Below are 14,152 nucleotides of genomic sequence, written 5' to 3' on the forward strand. Positions count from 1 at the left end.
GGCCGGTCACCTCAGGTGACCGGCCCGCCGTCGCAGGTTTTAAAGAGGGGCTAGAGGGCCTGGGGCTGCCATTCGCCGGTGACGAGGTAGGTGACCTTGCGGGCCACGGACACACCATGGTCAGCGAAGCGCTCGAAGTAGCGGCTCGCGAGGGCCACGTCCACGGTGGTGGCGGGCGACTCGGCCCAGTCCGGGGAAGCGATGGCCTGGAAGACGCTCAGGTGGAGGTCATCGATGGTGGTGTTGGCTTTGAGGATGTCGCGGGCAACTTCAAGGTCCCGGGTTTCCAGCAGCACGGTGAGCTTCTCCGCAATCAGCTGGTCCTGTTCGGCCATCTTCTCGAACGTGGCGGTCATGGATGCGGGGATCACCGTGGACGGGAAGCGCAGCCGTGCAAGCTGTGCAATGTGCCGGGCCAGGTCACCCATGCGCTCCAGGGAAGCGCTCATGCGCAGAGCCCCCACAATCATCCGGAGATCGCTGGCTACCGGGCCCTGCAGCGCGAGGATATCGATGGCACGTTCATCCAGGCTGTTCTGCAGGAAATCGATGCGGGCATCTGCAGTGATAACGTCTTCGGCCAGATCGACATCCGCAACCTGGAAGGACGTGGTGGCCTTCCCGATGGCCTCGCTGACCAGCTTCGAAATCTCAACCAGCTGTTCACCCACCTGGGTCAGCTCTTCCTGAAAAACCTTACGCACGTGGGCGTCCTTTCCTTGGAATTCCGCACCGCCCATGTGGCAGACGGAACTCATGTCGCCGTTCGGCACTCCAACGTGCAACTCTGTCAGCGGGCGGTTAACTAATTGTCGCTTGTAGATGAACGTTAGCTGAACCGTTCGTGCAAAGGCCCGGGACGCACCGGTTGGCCGTTGGTCACAGCATAAGCTGGAGCTGTGGATTCTACGCTCATCGGTGTTATCGCCGGCCTGGTTGGCCTGGCGTTAGGCACCTTCGGCGTGCTCGCATTCCGGGTCAGTGAACAGCAGCGGCACCTTGTCGACGTCGACGACGACGAACTCACCTTGCCGCCGGGCGCTGCGGAGGTGCTTGCCGTCGTCGGCCGGGCATTTGTCGTGGTGGACGCCGTGGACGGCGTCGTCCGGGCCAGTCCCGCAGCCTATGCCTACGGGCTGGTCCGCGGGCATACGGTGGTCCACAAACAGCTGCTGGACATGACGGCCGGGGTACGCCGTGACGGCGTGATCCTGGAAAAGCGGCTCGAGCTTCCGCGCGGTCCGCTGGGCCAGGGAACCATCATCGTGCAGGTCCGTGCAGCCATGCTCGGTGAGGAATACATCCTGCTGCTGGCCGATGACCGCACCGAGATCACCCGCACGGAGGAGATCCGCAACGACTTCGTAGCCAACGTGTCCCACGAGTTGAAGACCCCGGTAGGTGCAATATCCCTGCTGGCCGAAGCACTGGAATCCTCCGCGGACGACGAAGAAGCCGTCCGCCGGTTCGCCAAGCGCATGCACAAGGAGTCCGGCCGGCTGGCGGCTTTGGTGCAGGACATCATCGAACTCTCACGCCTTCAAGGGGCCAGCGTCTCCCAGGAGGGTACGGCTGTGGACATCAACGCCGTCATCTCCGAGGCCGTGGACCGCTCCCAGCTCCCGGCCGAGAGCAAGAACATCCAGATAGTTGTCGGTGACAGGGTGGAGGCCAAGGTCTTCGGTGACCGCGACCTGCTCGTCACGGCACTGCGGAACCTTATCGACAACGCCATCCGTTACTCGCCTGAAAACACCAAGGTAGGCGTCGGCGTCCGGTCCAAGGAAGGACTCATCGCCGTGTCCGTCACCGACCAGGGCGAAGGCATGAGCCTGGAGGACCAGGAGCGTGTTTTCGAGAGGTTCTACCGGGTGGATGCGGCACGGTCGCGCCACACGGGGGGAACGGGCCTGGGCCTGAGCATCGTCAAGCACGTGGCCTCCAACCATGGCGGCGAGGTGACCTTGTGGTCCCGGCCCGGCCAAGGGTCCACTTTCACCCTGAGGCTGCCAGAGATGGAAACCCAGGACGAACCGGATACCGCCGGTGTCAAGGAACGAGCCGTACACGAGCGCGTTAAAGAACGCGGCGTACATGAACAAGGAGCCAGCGCTTGAGCCGGATTTTGATAGTCGAGGACGAAGAATCGTTCAGCGACCCGTTGTCCTATCTGCTGGGCAAGGAGGGGTTCGAAGTCGAGGTGGTGGACAACGGACTGGACGCCATCACCGAATTTGACCGGAACGGCGCGGACCTGGTGCTGCTGGACCTGCAGCTCCCGGGCCTGTCAGGCACGGAAGTCTGCCGCCAGCTGCGCCAGCGCTCCAGCGTCCCGGTGATCATGCTGACGGCCAAGGACTCGGAGATTGACAAGGTGGTTGGCCTTGAGCTGGGCGCCGATGACTATGTCACCAAGCCGTATTCCTCCCGCGAGCTGGTGGCCCGGGTGCGCGCAGTGCTCCGCCGGCAGGGTGAGCCCGAGGAACTGATCTCGGCCACGGTCCAGGCCGGGCCTGTCCGGATGGACATTGAGCGCCACGTGGTGAGTGTGGGCGGCGAGCAGGTCCTCCTGCCGCTGAAGGAATTCGAGCTGCTGGAGATGTTGCTGCGGAACTCCGGCCGGGTCCTGACCCGCGGCCAGCTCATCGACCGGGTCTGGGGTTCGGACTATGTAGGGGACACCAAGACCCTTGACGTGCACGTCAAGCGGTTGCGCGGCAAGATCGAGCCCGATCCGTCAGTTCCCCGTTACCTGGTCACCGTCCGCGGCCTGGGCTATAAGTTCGAACCGTAAGCAAGGCAGGACAGGCAAAAACGGAGGGACTCCCGATGGGGAGACCCTCCGTTTTCTTTTCAGCTTTGTTGGGGCGTCACCGCTGTCGCGGAAGGACCGATCAGTGGGCTGCCCCCGTGGCGGTGGCCGACGGCGACGGGCTGGGGGAGCCGGACGTGGTGGGTTCGCTGCCGGCAGGCAGGTACTCCTTGTACTCAGGCAGCGTGCCGTCCAGGACAGGCACGCGGACTGTCTTGTTGACGTCGGTGCCGTCCTCGCTGACCTTGACGTCCACCAGGGAACCGGCGATGCCGCCGGACGTGCTCAGGATGGCTTCATCGGTGGAGTCGTTGAGCAGGGTGTACGCGTTGGCTTTCACCGGCACCTGCGTCCGGGAGCCCGCGGCACCGTTGACCGTGAGCAGCACGTCCTGCGATGAGGAGTTGTACACGGCGCCGAGCAGGCGGCCGGGCTTGTCCTCGCCACCGGAAACGATCAGCATGTTCCGCAGCTGCAGCGGACCCAGATCGGCCTGGACTCCGTCCGACGCGGAATAGACCTCGGAAGTCTGCTGGGGATTGATGTAGCCGCAGCCGGTCACCGTTGCCAGGCTCAGCGCCAGGGCTCCTGCCGTCAGTGCCAGTTTGCCGCCCTGGGCCCGGGTCATCGCAGTGAAACGCACGTCACGTACTCCTCGAGAGTCTTGAAACATTATTCAGCCATAGCCTAGCGGCAAACAGGGGTAAAGGCGGATTCCGGGTGGTCACATTGTCCTTGGCAGCGGCCGGTGGATGCACTATTATCTGCATCCGTCAAGAGGGTGGAGGGGGTTGATTTGCCCCATTTTCCGCGGATTCATGCGGTTCCGGGGCCCTTTAGGGGCCAGTCATATGCCTGAATCGTGATAAACTGGTCTGCGGGAAAGGGGAATGTCCACATGGTATTTGAGGTCGGCGAGACAGTAGTTTACCCTCACCACGGTGCAGCAAAAATTGAAGAAATCAAGATGCGCACTGTCAAGGGCGAAGAGAAAATGTATCTCAAGCTCAAGGTGGCTCAGGGTGATCTGACCATTGAAGTTCCAGCAGAGAACGTTGACCTTGTTGGGGTGCGTGACGTAGTGGGCAAAGAAGGTTTGGAGCACGTTTTCGATGTGCTTCGGGCTGAGTTCACTGAAGAACCCACCAACTGGTCACGCAGATACAAGGCAAATCTGGAGAAGCTTGCTTCCGGTGACGTCATCAAGGTTGCAGAGGTTGTTCGTGACCTCTGGCGCCGCGATCACGATCGGGGCCTTTCCGCAGGTGAGAAGCGAATGCTGGCCAAGGCCCGGCAGATTCTGATTTCAGAACTGGCGCTGGCTGAAAAGACTGATGAAGAGAAGGCAGCAAGCGTTCTCGACGAGGTCCTGGCTTCCTAAGAATTGAGCCCCGGGGGTACGTGAGTACCGCCGGGGTTTCTTTTTGCCCATTTTCGGCCGGGACTGTTGGCAGAGCCGGAGTCGTCCCGTTGCCGGTCTTCCGCCTGGGCGGGCTTCCGGGGACGTAGGCTGGAGCGCATGAACAACGGACTGCCCCGCCCCGTCACCGCCGTCGTTATCGTGGCCGCAGGTTCCGGCGAGCGGCTGGGCTACGGCATCCCCAAAGCAGCTGTCCCGCTGGGCGGCGAACCCATCCTGATGCACGCGCTGCGCGGCGTCGTTGCCTCCGGAGTCGGCAGCCAGGTCTGCGTGGTGCTTCCCGCCGGCGCAGACGGACTCCGGCAGCTTTGCGAGGACTTCAGGCAGGAACTGGCCGACGGCGGGCCCGTCCTCACCGTTCTCGATGGCGGCGCAACGCGTGCCGATTCCGTCCGGGCAGGCATCGCGGCCCTGATGGACGGGATTGAAGCCGTGCTGGTGCACGATGCCGCCAGGGCCCTGGCCCCCGAATATGTCTTTCATCGCGTGGTGGATTCCCTGGCTGCCGGCGCCCTTGCAGTGATCCCGGCGGTTCCCGTGGTGGACACGGTCAAGATGGTGGCCCGGACCAGCGGTGACGACGCCGCCATCGCTCCGGAACTCGTCACCGGGACTGCTCGGCGGGAAGAGCTGCGCTCGGTCCAGACACCCCAGGGTTTCCGGCTTTCCACCCTGCAGGAGGCCCACGCGGCGGCGCAGGGCTTTGACGAGGAACAGGCTGCGGCGGTCACCGACGACGCCATGCTGGTGGAAATGCTGGGTGTCCGGGTGCACGCTGTCCACGGCTCCACCCAGTCCTTGAAGATCACTACCCCACTGGATCTGATCATTGCCGAGGGGCTGCTCGAAGGCCCGTTGGGGATCCGCTGGGTGGAGGGCTAGGCATGACGGAGCTACCCATGATCCTGCCGCGTACCGGCATTGGCATGGACGTCCATGCCTATGCGTCGGAGGAGCTGCCCCGTCCGCTGTGGCTGGGCGGGTTGTTCTGGGAAGGCGAGCGTGGACTTGCCGGACACTCGGACGGGGACCCGGTCGCCCACGCCGCGGCGGACGCCCTCTTCTCAGCCGCCGGCATCGGGGACCTGGGAACGCATTTCGGCACCGACCGGCCGGAATTCGCCGGGGCCTCAGGCGTCACACTGCTGGCGGAGGCGGCCAGGATTGTCCGCGCCGCCGGGTTTGAGATCGGCAACGTGGCCGTACAGTTCGTCGCCGGCCGGCCCAAGTTCGGTCCCCGGCGGCAGGAGTCGCAGGACGTCCTGACCGAGGCAGCGGGAGCACCTGTCAGCGTTACGGCCACTACCAGCGACGGACTGGGCTTCACCGGCAGGGGTGAGGGCATAGCTGCCGTTGCCACGGCCCTGGTGTATCCCCGCTGATCCGGAGCTGGTGCCGGAACCGGCCAGGACGGCTTTCGTCTATTCTGGAGCGGTGACTCTCCGCTTTTACGACACAGCATCCGCCGAAGTCCGTGACTTCGTTCCCCTCGTTCCGGGAAAAGCGACCCTGTACTACTGCGGAGCCACGGTGCAGGGCATGCCGCACGTGGGCCACATCCGTTCAGCCATCGCGTTCGACCAGCTGACCCGCTGGCTCGAATACCGGAACCTGCGCGTCACGGTGGTCCGCAACGTCACGGACATCGACGACAAGATCCTTGCCAAGTCCGCTGAGTCCTTCGGCCCTGATGTCGAGGACGGGCCTGACACTGTCCGCGAAGAGGAATGGTGGGCGCTGGCCTACCGCTTCGAACAGGAATTCCTCAAGGCCTACGACACCCTCGGTGTTTCGAGGCCCACCTACGAGCCGCGGGCCACCGGCCACATCCCGGAAATGCATGCCCTGATCCAGTCGCTCATCGAGCGCGGCCACGCGTACCCCGCCCTGGACGATTCCGGCGACGTCTACTTCGATGTGAGGTCCTGGGCCAGCTACGGTTCCCTGACGCGCCAGAACATCGAGGACATGCAGGGTGCACCGGACGCGGACCCCAGGGGAAAGAAAGATCCCCGCGACTTTGCGCTCTGGAAAGGCTACAAAGACGGCGAGCCGACGACGGCGAGCTGGGCCTCACCGTGGGGCGCCGGCCGGCCGGGCTGGCACCTTGAGTGCTCGGCGATGGTCACCAAGTACCTGGGCACCGAATTCGATATCCACGGCGGCGGGCTGGACCTCCGGTTCCCGCACCACGAAAACGAGATGGCGCAGTCCCAGGCCGCCGGGCATGGCTTCGCCCGCTTCTGGATGCACAACGGCATGGTCACCTATGAGGGCGACAAAATGTCCAAATCCATCGGCAACACCATCAGCCCCTCAGAGATGCTGGAACTGGCCTCCCCGCGGGTAGTCCGCTACTACCTCGGGCAGGCCCATTACCGGTCGGTGCTGGACTACCGTCCTACCTCGCTCCAAGAGGCCACCGCCGCCGTCGAACGCATTGAGGGCTTTATGGGCCGCGCCATCCAGGCATTGTCCGCCGGTGGAAACTACGCGTTCGCCACCTATGGCAAGGTGCCCGAAGAGTTCGAACGCGCCATGGACGACGACCTGAACGTGCCCCAGGCCCTCGCCGTCGTCCATGAGACTGTACGGTCCGGCAACACCGCCCTGACGGAGGGGCGGCTGCAGGATGCACAGCAGGCGCTGCACAGCCTCCACGACATGCTTCGAGTATTGGGCCTTAACGCTGTGGCTTCGGGTGCGGTCGCGGACACCCGGGAATCAGCAGCCCTCCAGGTACTGGTCGAGGCCCAGCTCGCTGCCCGCGCGCAGGCGAGGGCTTCCAAGGACTGGGCCGCCTCGGACGCCATCCGGGACACGCTGAAGGCCGCCGGCGTCGCTGTTGAGGACGGCCCCGACGGCGCTACCTGGAGCCTGCAGCGGGACTGAACCGGCGATTTTACTTGATTCAGTAGACTGGTATGCAGACTCAGTCAAACAATCAAGGGTGGAACTCTCATGGCCAACAATGGTCGCCGGTCGGTAAAAGCGAAGAAGGGCCCCACTGTCGGAACCGGCGGTCATGGCCGTAAGGCCCTGGAGGGCAAGGGCCCCACGCCCAAGGCGGAGGACCGCCCGTACCACAAGGCCCACAAGAGCAAGCAGCTGGCGGAACGGTCCGCGGCGAAGCGTGGCACCAACACCGGTGCCCGCAGCGCGGGTGCTTCCCGCTCCGGTCCCAAGGGCCGCGCCACCGAGGAAGTCGTCACCGGCCGCAACTCGGTGGTCGAAGCGCTGCGCGCCGGAATCCCCGCCAAGGCCCTGCACATCGCCATCCGGATTGAGATGGATGACCGAGTCAAGGAATCCCTGAAGCTCGCTGCGGAACGCGGCATCCCGCTGCTCGAGACGGGCAAGCCGGAGCTTGACCGCATGACAGACGACGCCGTGCACCAGGGCCTCGTCCTGCAGATCCCGCCTTACGAGTACCAGGACGCCTATGACCTCGCAGAGGAGACGGTGGCGGCCTGGAAGAAGGGGCACGTACCTAACGCTCCGCTGTTCGTGGCGCTCGACGGCATCACGGACCCACGCAACCTTGGCGCCATCATCCGCTCCGTTTCGGCCTTCAGCGGCCACGGCGTCATCGTTCCGGAACGCCGATCCGTTGGCGTCACCGCTTCTGCGTGGAAGACCAGCGCCGGCGCGGCCGTGCGCGTTCCGGTGGCCCGCGCTGCCAACCTGAACAGCGCCCTGAAGCAGTTCAAGAACATGGGCATCTTTGTCCTCGGGCTCGACGGCGACGGCGACGTTTCGCTTCCGGACCTCACCCTCGCCACCGAGCCCGTATGCATCGTGGTTGGCTCCGAAGGCAAAGGCCTGAGCCGCCTGGTGCGCGAGAACTGCGACCAGATCGTTTCCATTCCGATCGACTCCGCCATGGAATCGCTGAACGCCTCCATGGCAGTTGGCATCTCCCTGTACGAAGTCTCCAGGCAGCGCGCGGCCAGGTAGTTCAGACGCTCTCTCACTTGATGCGGGTTTGGACGCGACGCTCTCTCACTTTCTTGAAGAAAGTGAGAGAGCGTTGCTGCTTTTGCTGCATTAAGTGAGAGAGCGTCGGGGGGTGTTAGAAACTGCGGCGGTTCGCCAGGACCGGGAGCCGCTGGCGGGCTTCCTCCACCACGGCGCCCTCCAGGTCCGCGAAGAGCATCCCCGGGTCGCCGTCGAGCTCGTCCAGCACCTCACCCAACGGCGAGACGACGGCGGAATGTCCCACCCCGGTGGGTGAACCGGCTTTGGCGGCCACGCCCTGGGTGGTGGGGTCGCCCTGTCCGCAGGCGAGGACGTAGGTGGTGGAGTCCAGGGCACGCGCGCGGGCAAGAAGCCGCCACTGGTCAACCTTCCCCGGCCCGGAGGCCCATGAAGCGCAGACGATGTTCACTTCCGCGCCGCGTTCGGCGTTGGCTGTGAACAGCGCCGGGAACCGGATGTCGTAGCAGGTGGCGAGGCCAAAGGTGAGGCCGCCGGCGTCGAACGTTACCGGTTCAGTGCCCGGGTCAACCGTGTCGGATTCAAGGAAACCGAAGGCGTCAAAGAGGTGGACCTTGTCATAGCCGGCTTCCACGCCCGGACCGGTCGCCAGCAGGGTGTTCCGCACTTTTCCGCCACCGGCGCCCCCGGCTGACCCCGGAGTGAACATGCCGGCCACCACCACCAGGTCCAGCGACGCGGCGATGTTCCGCACCCGCGATGCCCAGGGGCCGTCCAACGGTTCGGCGATGTCCGTCAACGAATTTCCGAACGCCCTCATGGAGGCCTCCGGGAAAACCACCATCGCAGCACCGCCGGCCTTCGCCTTTTGCGCCTCGCGTTCCAGGATGGACAGGTTGGCGGCCACGTCCCGGCCGCTGATGATCTGAGCCAGCGCAACCCGCACTTCGTACCTCCGCCTCGACGTTTCCTTCAAGTATGCAACCCCGGTCCGTTCGGGGCGGCACGACATCCGCGGGGGCTTGCCGGTGTCACAATGTCGCGGGTGCGGATGAACCGGCGCCGACGGCTACCATTGACGTGATGGTCATGCCGCTTTTCGACACCGCTTCCACCATGGATGCTTCATCTGCACATCCACTCGGTGTCAGCGTTCCGCGCCCTGGACCCGGTGGCCACGCCGCACCGCACTCCGCCGCCAACGTGGCTGTCTACGCGCCCGGCGTCCTGACTCTCGAGGTCGCGTACAAGGCCCCCGGCGGCGAATGGCGCCTCCAGACCCTGCCAAACGTTACCCATGGTGTGCACCACGGCATCGTTGATGGATTTCCGTATGGATCGCGGTATGGTTTCCGCGCCACGTCCAAGGCGGAGCCGCTGCCCTTGTCAGTGCCGACGATGGACCTGGATGACGACGGCGGCCAGCCACTGCTGCTCGACCCCTACGGCCGTGCCGTGGACGAGCGGGAAGGATTCCTGACGAACGTCCGGATGGCGGGCGACTTCGACTGGGGGCTGGACGAGCGGCCGCGGCTGCAGTGGCGGAACACCATCATCTACGAGGCCCATGTCCGCGGCCAGAGCATGCTGCACCCGGACGTGCCCGAAGAACTGCGCGGAACCTATGCCGGCATGGCACATCCGGCGATCATCGAGCACATCAAGAGCCTTGGTGTGACCTCGATCCAGCTGCTCCCCGTGCACTTCCATCTGGATGAGCCGCACCTGCAAAACCTTGGCATGACCAACTACTGGGGCTACAACACTGCCGCGTTCTTCGCACCGCACCCGGGCTACGCAACCCAGGCTGCACAGGACGCCGGTCCGCAGGCCATCCAGGACGAGTTCAAAGGTATGGTCAAGCTGCTCCACGCGGCCGGACTCGAAGTGATCCTGGACGTCGTCTATAACCACACTGCCGAGGGTGGCGCGGACGGGCAGACCATCAGCTTCCGCGGGCTTGGCGAGACCGCGTACTACCGCACGGACGGCCACGGCAAATACCTGGACACGACCGGGTGCGGGAACAGCCTGAACTTCGGCAATCCCCGCGTCGTCCAGCTGGTCCTGGACTCGCTCCGGTATTGGGTGGATGAATTCCATATCGACGGCTTCCGCTTTGATCTGGCAGTGACCCTCTGCCGGAACACCCACAACGAATTTGATCCCCGGCACCCCTTCCTGGTGGCGGTGGCCGCCGATCCCGTGCTGTCCGATGTGAAGCTGATCGCCGAACCATGGGACATCGGGTATGGCGGCTGGCAGACCGGTAAGTTTCCGATGGGCTGGGTGGACTGGAACGACCACTTCAGGGACAGCGTCCGCTCCTTCTGGCTGTCCGACCGCGCTGCGATTGAGGCCGGAGGCCATGGCGGTTCCGTCGCCCGGCTTGCGGATGCCCTGTCCGGTTCCGCCGCGCTTTTTGAAGGGTCAGGCCGCTCCCGCCTGGCATCACTGAACTTCGTCACGGCCCACGACGGCTTTACGCTCAATGACCTCGTCTCTTATGACCGCAAGCACAACGAGGCCAACGGCGAGCAGAACCGGGACGGACACGGGGACAACCGCAGCTACAACCATGGCTTTGAGGGCCGCACCGAGGACGAGGACATCCTGGCCGGGCGGGCGCAGACCCGGCGGAACCTCATGGCCTCCATGATGATCTCCCTGGGCGTGCCCATGATCACCGCCGGTGACGAGCTGGCCCACACCCAGCAGGGAAACAACAACGCCTACTGCCAGGACAACCCCCTGGCCTGGATCGACTGGACGCGCACGCCTGAATCGTCCGAGATGCTCCGGAGCACCAAACGCTTTGTCCGGCTGCGCAAAGAGTTCCTGGCGAGCCAGCCCCACGACTTTCCCGCCCGGGACGAGCAGTCCTACCTCTACTGGTTCGACCATTCAGGCCAGCCGATGTCCATGGAGCGCTGGAATGATCCCCGGCACCGGGTGATGCAGCTGCTGCTCGGATCCGACGACGGAACCTTGGCCGGGCTCGTGGTGGTCAACGGCAGCAACTCGGATGTGCAGATCACCCTGCCCGAGCTCACGAACGACGACGGAACTCCGCGCCGGATGTTCGAACTGCGGCTCACCACCTCGCCGCTTCACGAGCTGCGCCAGGGCGGCCGGGTGGCGTCCGGTGAGATGGACCTCATCGAGGCAAACTCGATCAACATCTACCGTACGTAGCGGCGGAGGAACCGAATGCGCCGCAACCGTTCCGTTGCCGCCCTGCTGCTGGCCGGGCTGGCGCTGGCTGTAGTCGCCGCCCTCGGCGGCACCGGGCTCCTTGAGTCCCTGACCGGACGTCCGACGCCGGCTGCGAGTTCCAGCGCGGCCCCCGGACAGGCTGCCCCCGGTTCGGCCGCCGCTCCTGCAAACCGTTCCGGGCTGCCGGCCATCAGGGAATCCGAACTCCCGGCGGAAGCACGCCAGACCCTCGCCGCGATCCGTGCGGGCGGACCCTACCGCTACGGCCAGGACGATAAGGCCTTTGGCAATTTCGAGCGCATCCTCCCGCGGCAGGATTCCGGTTACTACCGTGAGTACACCGTTCCCACGCCGGGGGAGTCGGACCGGGGAGCCCGCCGGATCGTTGCCGGTTCCGGGGGAGAGAAGTACTACACCCAGGACCATTACGATTCGTTCAAGTTCATCGCAGAAGGAAGCTGAACACCCATATGAAGATCTACTCCGCCGATACCTGGACCATGGACGAGTTGCATGCCCAGGTGGCCGACGCCGGCCGGCGCATCCTGGTGGTTCCGGCCGCCGACAGCAAGAGGGCAGTCCTTGAGACCTTTGGCGAAGTCCTTGCCTTCCCCGAGCACTATGGCGTGAACCTTGACGCCCTCAACGACTCCCTGCATGACTTCGCCGACAGCATCACCGATAACGGGGGTGAGCCCGTCACCGTCCTGTGGGAGGTGGCAGCCCAGTTCCGCGCCGACCGGTCCTTCGGGATCATCTGCGAGATCCTCCAGGACGCCGAGAGCTACGCCGGCAGCGATCTGGCCGTCACCGCCATCCTCCTGTAGCTCCTGGCGCGATCAGGCGTTGACGATCAGCCCCAGCTCAGCCTTCGAAGCAAGTGCCTCGTGGCGGGGCAGGACGCGGACCGTGTAGCCGAACGGGCCCGAACGGTCGATCACCAGGGAGCCGCTGAACAGATGGCGCCCGTTGCCGAGGTCCTCCTTGGGCTGCAGATCCATCACGGTGATGTCGGCCAAGGTGTCACTTTCCTCAGCCCGTCCATAGGCAACCTCCACTGACACATCCTCCGGTGTCAGGGTGTGGAGTGCCACGTAAGCGTTGACCTGAAGGATGTCGCCGATCTGCGGGTCCTCGGACACGCCCACGGAATCCACGTGCTCCACATGCAGCAGCGGCCAGGCGGAGCGCACCTTCGCGGTCCAGGCCGCCAGGATGCGGGCCTGGGCGTAGGAATCAGCGACGGCGCGGCGGCCTGCTTCCGCTGCGGGACGGTAGAGGACGTTGACGTAGTCGTGCAGCATACGTTCGGCTGATACGGCCGGCCCCAGGTGGGACAGCGTGTGCTTGATCATGGAGACCCAATGCGTGGGGACTTTTTCGGTCCCGGTAGTCGAGGGGCCCGCAGCCCCGGCGCTTTCGGACACGGTGCTGCCGTAGAAACGCGGAGCCACCTGCGTTTCCAGCAGCTCATACAGCGCGGCCGCCTCGATGTCGTCGCGTTCCTCGGGGGAGGCGTCGTTGTTGGCGGTGGGGATCGCCCAGCCGTTCTCGCCGTCGTACATTTCATCCCACCAGCCGTCCATCACCGAAAGGTTCAGGGAACCGTTGATGGCGGCCTTCATACCCGAGGTGCCGCAGGCTTCCAGTGGACGGAGCGGGTTGTTGAGCCACACATCGCAGCCCGGGAAAAGGGTCCTGGCCATGGCGATGTCGTAGTTGGGCAGGAAGGCGATCCGGTGCCGGACCTCGGGGTCGTCAGTGAAGCGGACCAGGTCCTGGATCATTTTCTTTCCGGCGTCATCGGCCGGGTGGGACTTTCCGGCAATCACCAGCTGGATGGGGTGCTCCGGATGCAGGAGCAGGGCCTTGAGCCTGGCCGGCTCGCGCAGCATCAGGGTCAGGCGTTTGTAGGTGGGGACACGGCGGGCGAAGCCGATGGTGAGCACGTCGGGGTCCAGCACGCTGTCCGTCCAGCCGAGCTCGGCGTCGGCGGCACCGCGCTTCTTCCAGGCTGCCCGGAGGCGGCGGCGGACGTCATCCACCAGGGCGGAGCGCATCTCGCGGCGGAGCGCCCACACATCGGCGTCGCTGACGTTGTAGGCAAGGTCCCAGCGGCCCATGGTTTCAGCCTCGGCGCCGAACTGTTCGCGGGCCAGCTTGGAGATGCGCCCGTCAACCCAGGTGGGCACATGCACGCCGTTGGTGACGGACGTGATGGGGACTTCGGAGTGGTCGAACCCGGGCCACAGCGCCGAGAACATGCCGCGGGAGACTTCGCCATGGAGTTTGGCAACGCCGTTGGCCCGTTGCGCGAGCCGCAGGCCCATAACAGCCATGTTGAACACCGACGGGTTGCCGTCGGCGTAGTTTTCCCGGCCGAGTTCCAGGATCCGGTCCACCGGGACCGCCGGCGCAAGCCCGGCCTGGAAGAAGTGCTGGATCTGGGAAATTTCGAAGCGGTCGATGCCGGCCGGGACGGGGGTGTGGGTGGTGAAGACCGTGGAGGCCCGGCCGGCGGCGAGTGCTTCGTCGAAGCTGAGGGCGGCTTCTCCGGCCATCAGCTCCTGGATCCGCTCGATTCCCAGGAAACCGGCGTGGCCCTCGTTGGTGTGGAAGACCTCCGGCGCGCGGGTTCCGGTGAGCTGCTGGTACGCGCGCAGCGCCTTGACCCCGCCCATGCCCAGCAGGAGTTCCTGCTGGAGGCGGTGGTCCCCGCCGCCGCCGTAGAGGCGGTCGGTGATGCCGCGGGCGGCGTCGTCGTTGCC

At 65.0% G+C, this 14,152-nt stretch carries 14 protein-coding genes; 10 read left to right on the forward strand and 4 right to left on the reverse strand.

What is annotated here, in order from left to right:
• Positions 1-50: 50 nt before the first annotated feature.
• Positions 51-704, reverse strand: coding sequence for a phosphate signaling complex protein PhoU (phoU, locus tag DBR22_RS07915; RefSeq protein ID WP_108598574.1), 654 nt, complete (start codon positions 702-704; stop codon positions 51-53).
• Positions 705-899: 195 nt separating this feature from the next.
• Between phoU and DBR22_RS07920 the strand changes: the two genes are divergently transcribed.
• Together DBR22_RS07920 and DBR22_RS07925 are read left to right on the forward strand one after the other, a co-directional pair.
• The gene (locus tag DBR22_RS07920) at positions 900-2,117 is read left to right on the forward strand and encodes a sensor histidine kinase (RefSeq protein WP_258229094.1); all 1,218 of its coding nucleotides are present in this window, start codon (positions 900-902) and stop codon (positions 2,115-2,117) included.
• Positions 2,114-2,794, forward strand: a complete 681-nt coding sequence (locus DBR22_RS07925; RefSeq protein ID WP_108598564.1) for a response regulator transcription factor — start codon at positions 2,114-2,116, stop codon at positions 2,792-2,794. Before DBR22_RS07920 ends, DBR22_RS07925 begins: the two co-directional genes overlap by 4 nt.
• A gap of 100 nt (positions 2,795-2,894) precedes the next feature.
• On the opposite strand, the gene DBR22_RS07930 is transcribed toward DBR22_RS07925, so the two are convergent.
• Positions 2,895-3,440, reverse strand: coding sequence for a hypothetical protein (locus DBR22_RS07930; RefSeq protein WP_108598565.1), 546 nt, complete (start codon positions 3,438-3,440; stop codon positions 2,895-2,897).
• A 270-nt stretch (positions 3,441-3,710) separates the two neighbouring features.
• On the opposite strand from DBR22_RS07930, the gene DBR22_RS07935 reads away from it, so the two are divergent.
• The 5 genes from DBR22_RS07935 to rlmB all read left to right on the forward strand — a co-directional run bounded on the left by DBR22_RS07935 (position 3,711) and on the right by rlmB (position 8,189).
• A complete protein-coding gene (locus DBR22_RS07935; RefSeq protein WP_026266570.1) occupies positions 3,711-4,193 on the forward strand; it encodes a CarD family transcriptional regulator in 483 nt (160 codons plus the stop codon).
• Between the two features lie 138 nt (positions 4,194-4,331).
• Positions 4,332-5,114, forward strand: a complete 783-nt coding sequence (gene ispD / locus DBR22_RS07940) for a 2-C-methyl-D-erythritol 4-phosphate cytidylyltransferase (RefSeq protein WP_108598566.1) — start codon at positions 4,332-4,334, stop codon at positions 5,112-5,114.
• Between the two features lie 17 nt (positions 5,115-5,131).
• On the forward strand, positions 5,132-5,614 hold the full coding sequence (gene ispF / locus DBR22_RS07945; protein ID WP_375134933.1) for a 2-C-methyl-D-erythritol 2,4-cyclodiphosphate synthase: 483 nt from the start codon (positions 5,132-5,134) through the stop codon (positions 5,612-5,614).
• Positions 5,615-5,666: 52 nt separating this feature from the next.
• Positions 5,667-7,124, forward strand: a complete 1,458-nt coding sequence (gene cysS, locus DBR22_RS07950; protein ID WP_108598575.1) for a cysteine--tRNA ligase — start codon at positions 5,667-5,669, stop codon at positions 7,122-7,124.
• Between the two features lie 69 nt (positions 7,125-7,193).
• Positions 7,194-8,189 carry a 23S rRNA (guanosine(2251)-2'-O)-methyltransferase RlmB gene (gene rlmB, locus DBR22_RS07955; protein WP_108598568.1) on the forward strand — a complete coding sequence of 332 codons (996 nt, stop codon included), beginning with the start codon at positions 7,194-7,196 and terminating at the stop codon, positions 8,187-8,189.
• 115 nt (positions 8,190-8,304) lie between these two features.
• Here the strand turns inward: rlmB and DBR22_RS07960 are convergent, their stop codons facing one another.
• Complete coding sequence (locus DBR22_RS07960; protein WP_108598569.1) at positions 8,305-9,114, reverse strand: carbon-nitrogen hydrolase family protein; 810 nt, start codon at positions 9,112-9,114, stop codon at positions 8,305-8,307.
• A 137-nt stretch (positions 9,115-9,251) separates the two neighbouring features.
• Between DBR22_RS07960 and glgX the strand changes: the two genes are divergently transcribed.
• Genes glgX through DBR22_RS07975 form a run of 3 tightly spaced genes read left to right on the forward strand, consistent with a single transcriptional unit; the run spans position 9,252 to position 12,211 of the window.
• Positions 9,252-11,363, forward strand: coding sequence for a glycogen debranching protein GlgX (gene glgX, locus DBR22_RS07965; protein ID WP_108598570.1), 2,112 nt, complete (start codon positions 9,252-9,254; stop codon positions 11,361-11,363).
• A gap of 15 nt (positions 11,364-11,378) precedes the next feature.
• On the forward strand, positions 11,379-11,846 hold the full coding sequence (locus DBR22_RS07970; protein ID WP_108598571.1) for a ribonuclease domain-containing protein: 468 nt from the start codon (positions 11,379-11,381) through the stop codon (positions 11,844-11,846).
• Positions 11,847-11,854: 8 nt separating this feature from the next.
• Positions 11,855-12,211, forward strand: a complete 357-nt coding sequence (locus DBR22_RS07975) for a barstar family protein (RefSeq protein ID WP_108598572.1) — start codon at positions 11,855-11,857, stop codon at positions 12,209-12,211.
• Positions 12,212-12,223: 12 nt separating this feature from the next.
• Here the strand turns inward: DBR22_RS07975 and glgP are convergent.
• On the reverse strand, positions 12,224-14,152 hold a 1,929-nt coding region (gene glgP, locus DBR22_RS07980; RefSeq protein ID WP_108598573.1), incomplete at its 5' end, for an alpha-glucan family phosphorylase.

Origin of the sequence: Arthrobacter sp. HMWF013, assembly GCF_003061105.1 — a bacterium.
Taxonomy (GTDB): Bacteria; Actinomycetota; Actinomycetes; order Actinomycetales; family Micrococcaceae; genus Arthrobacter.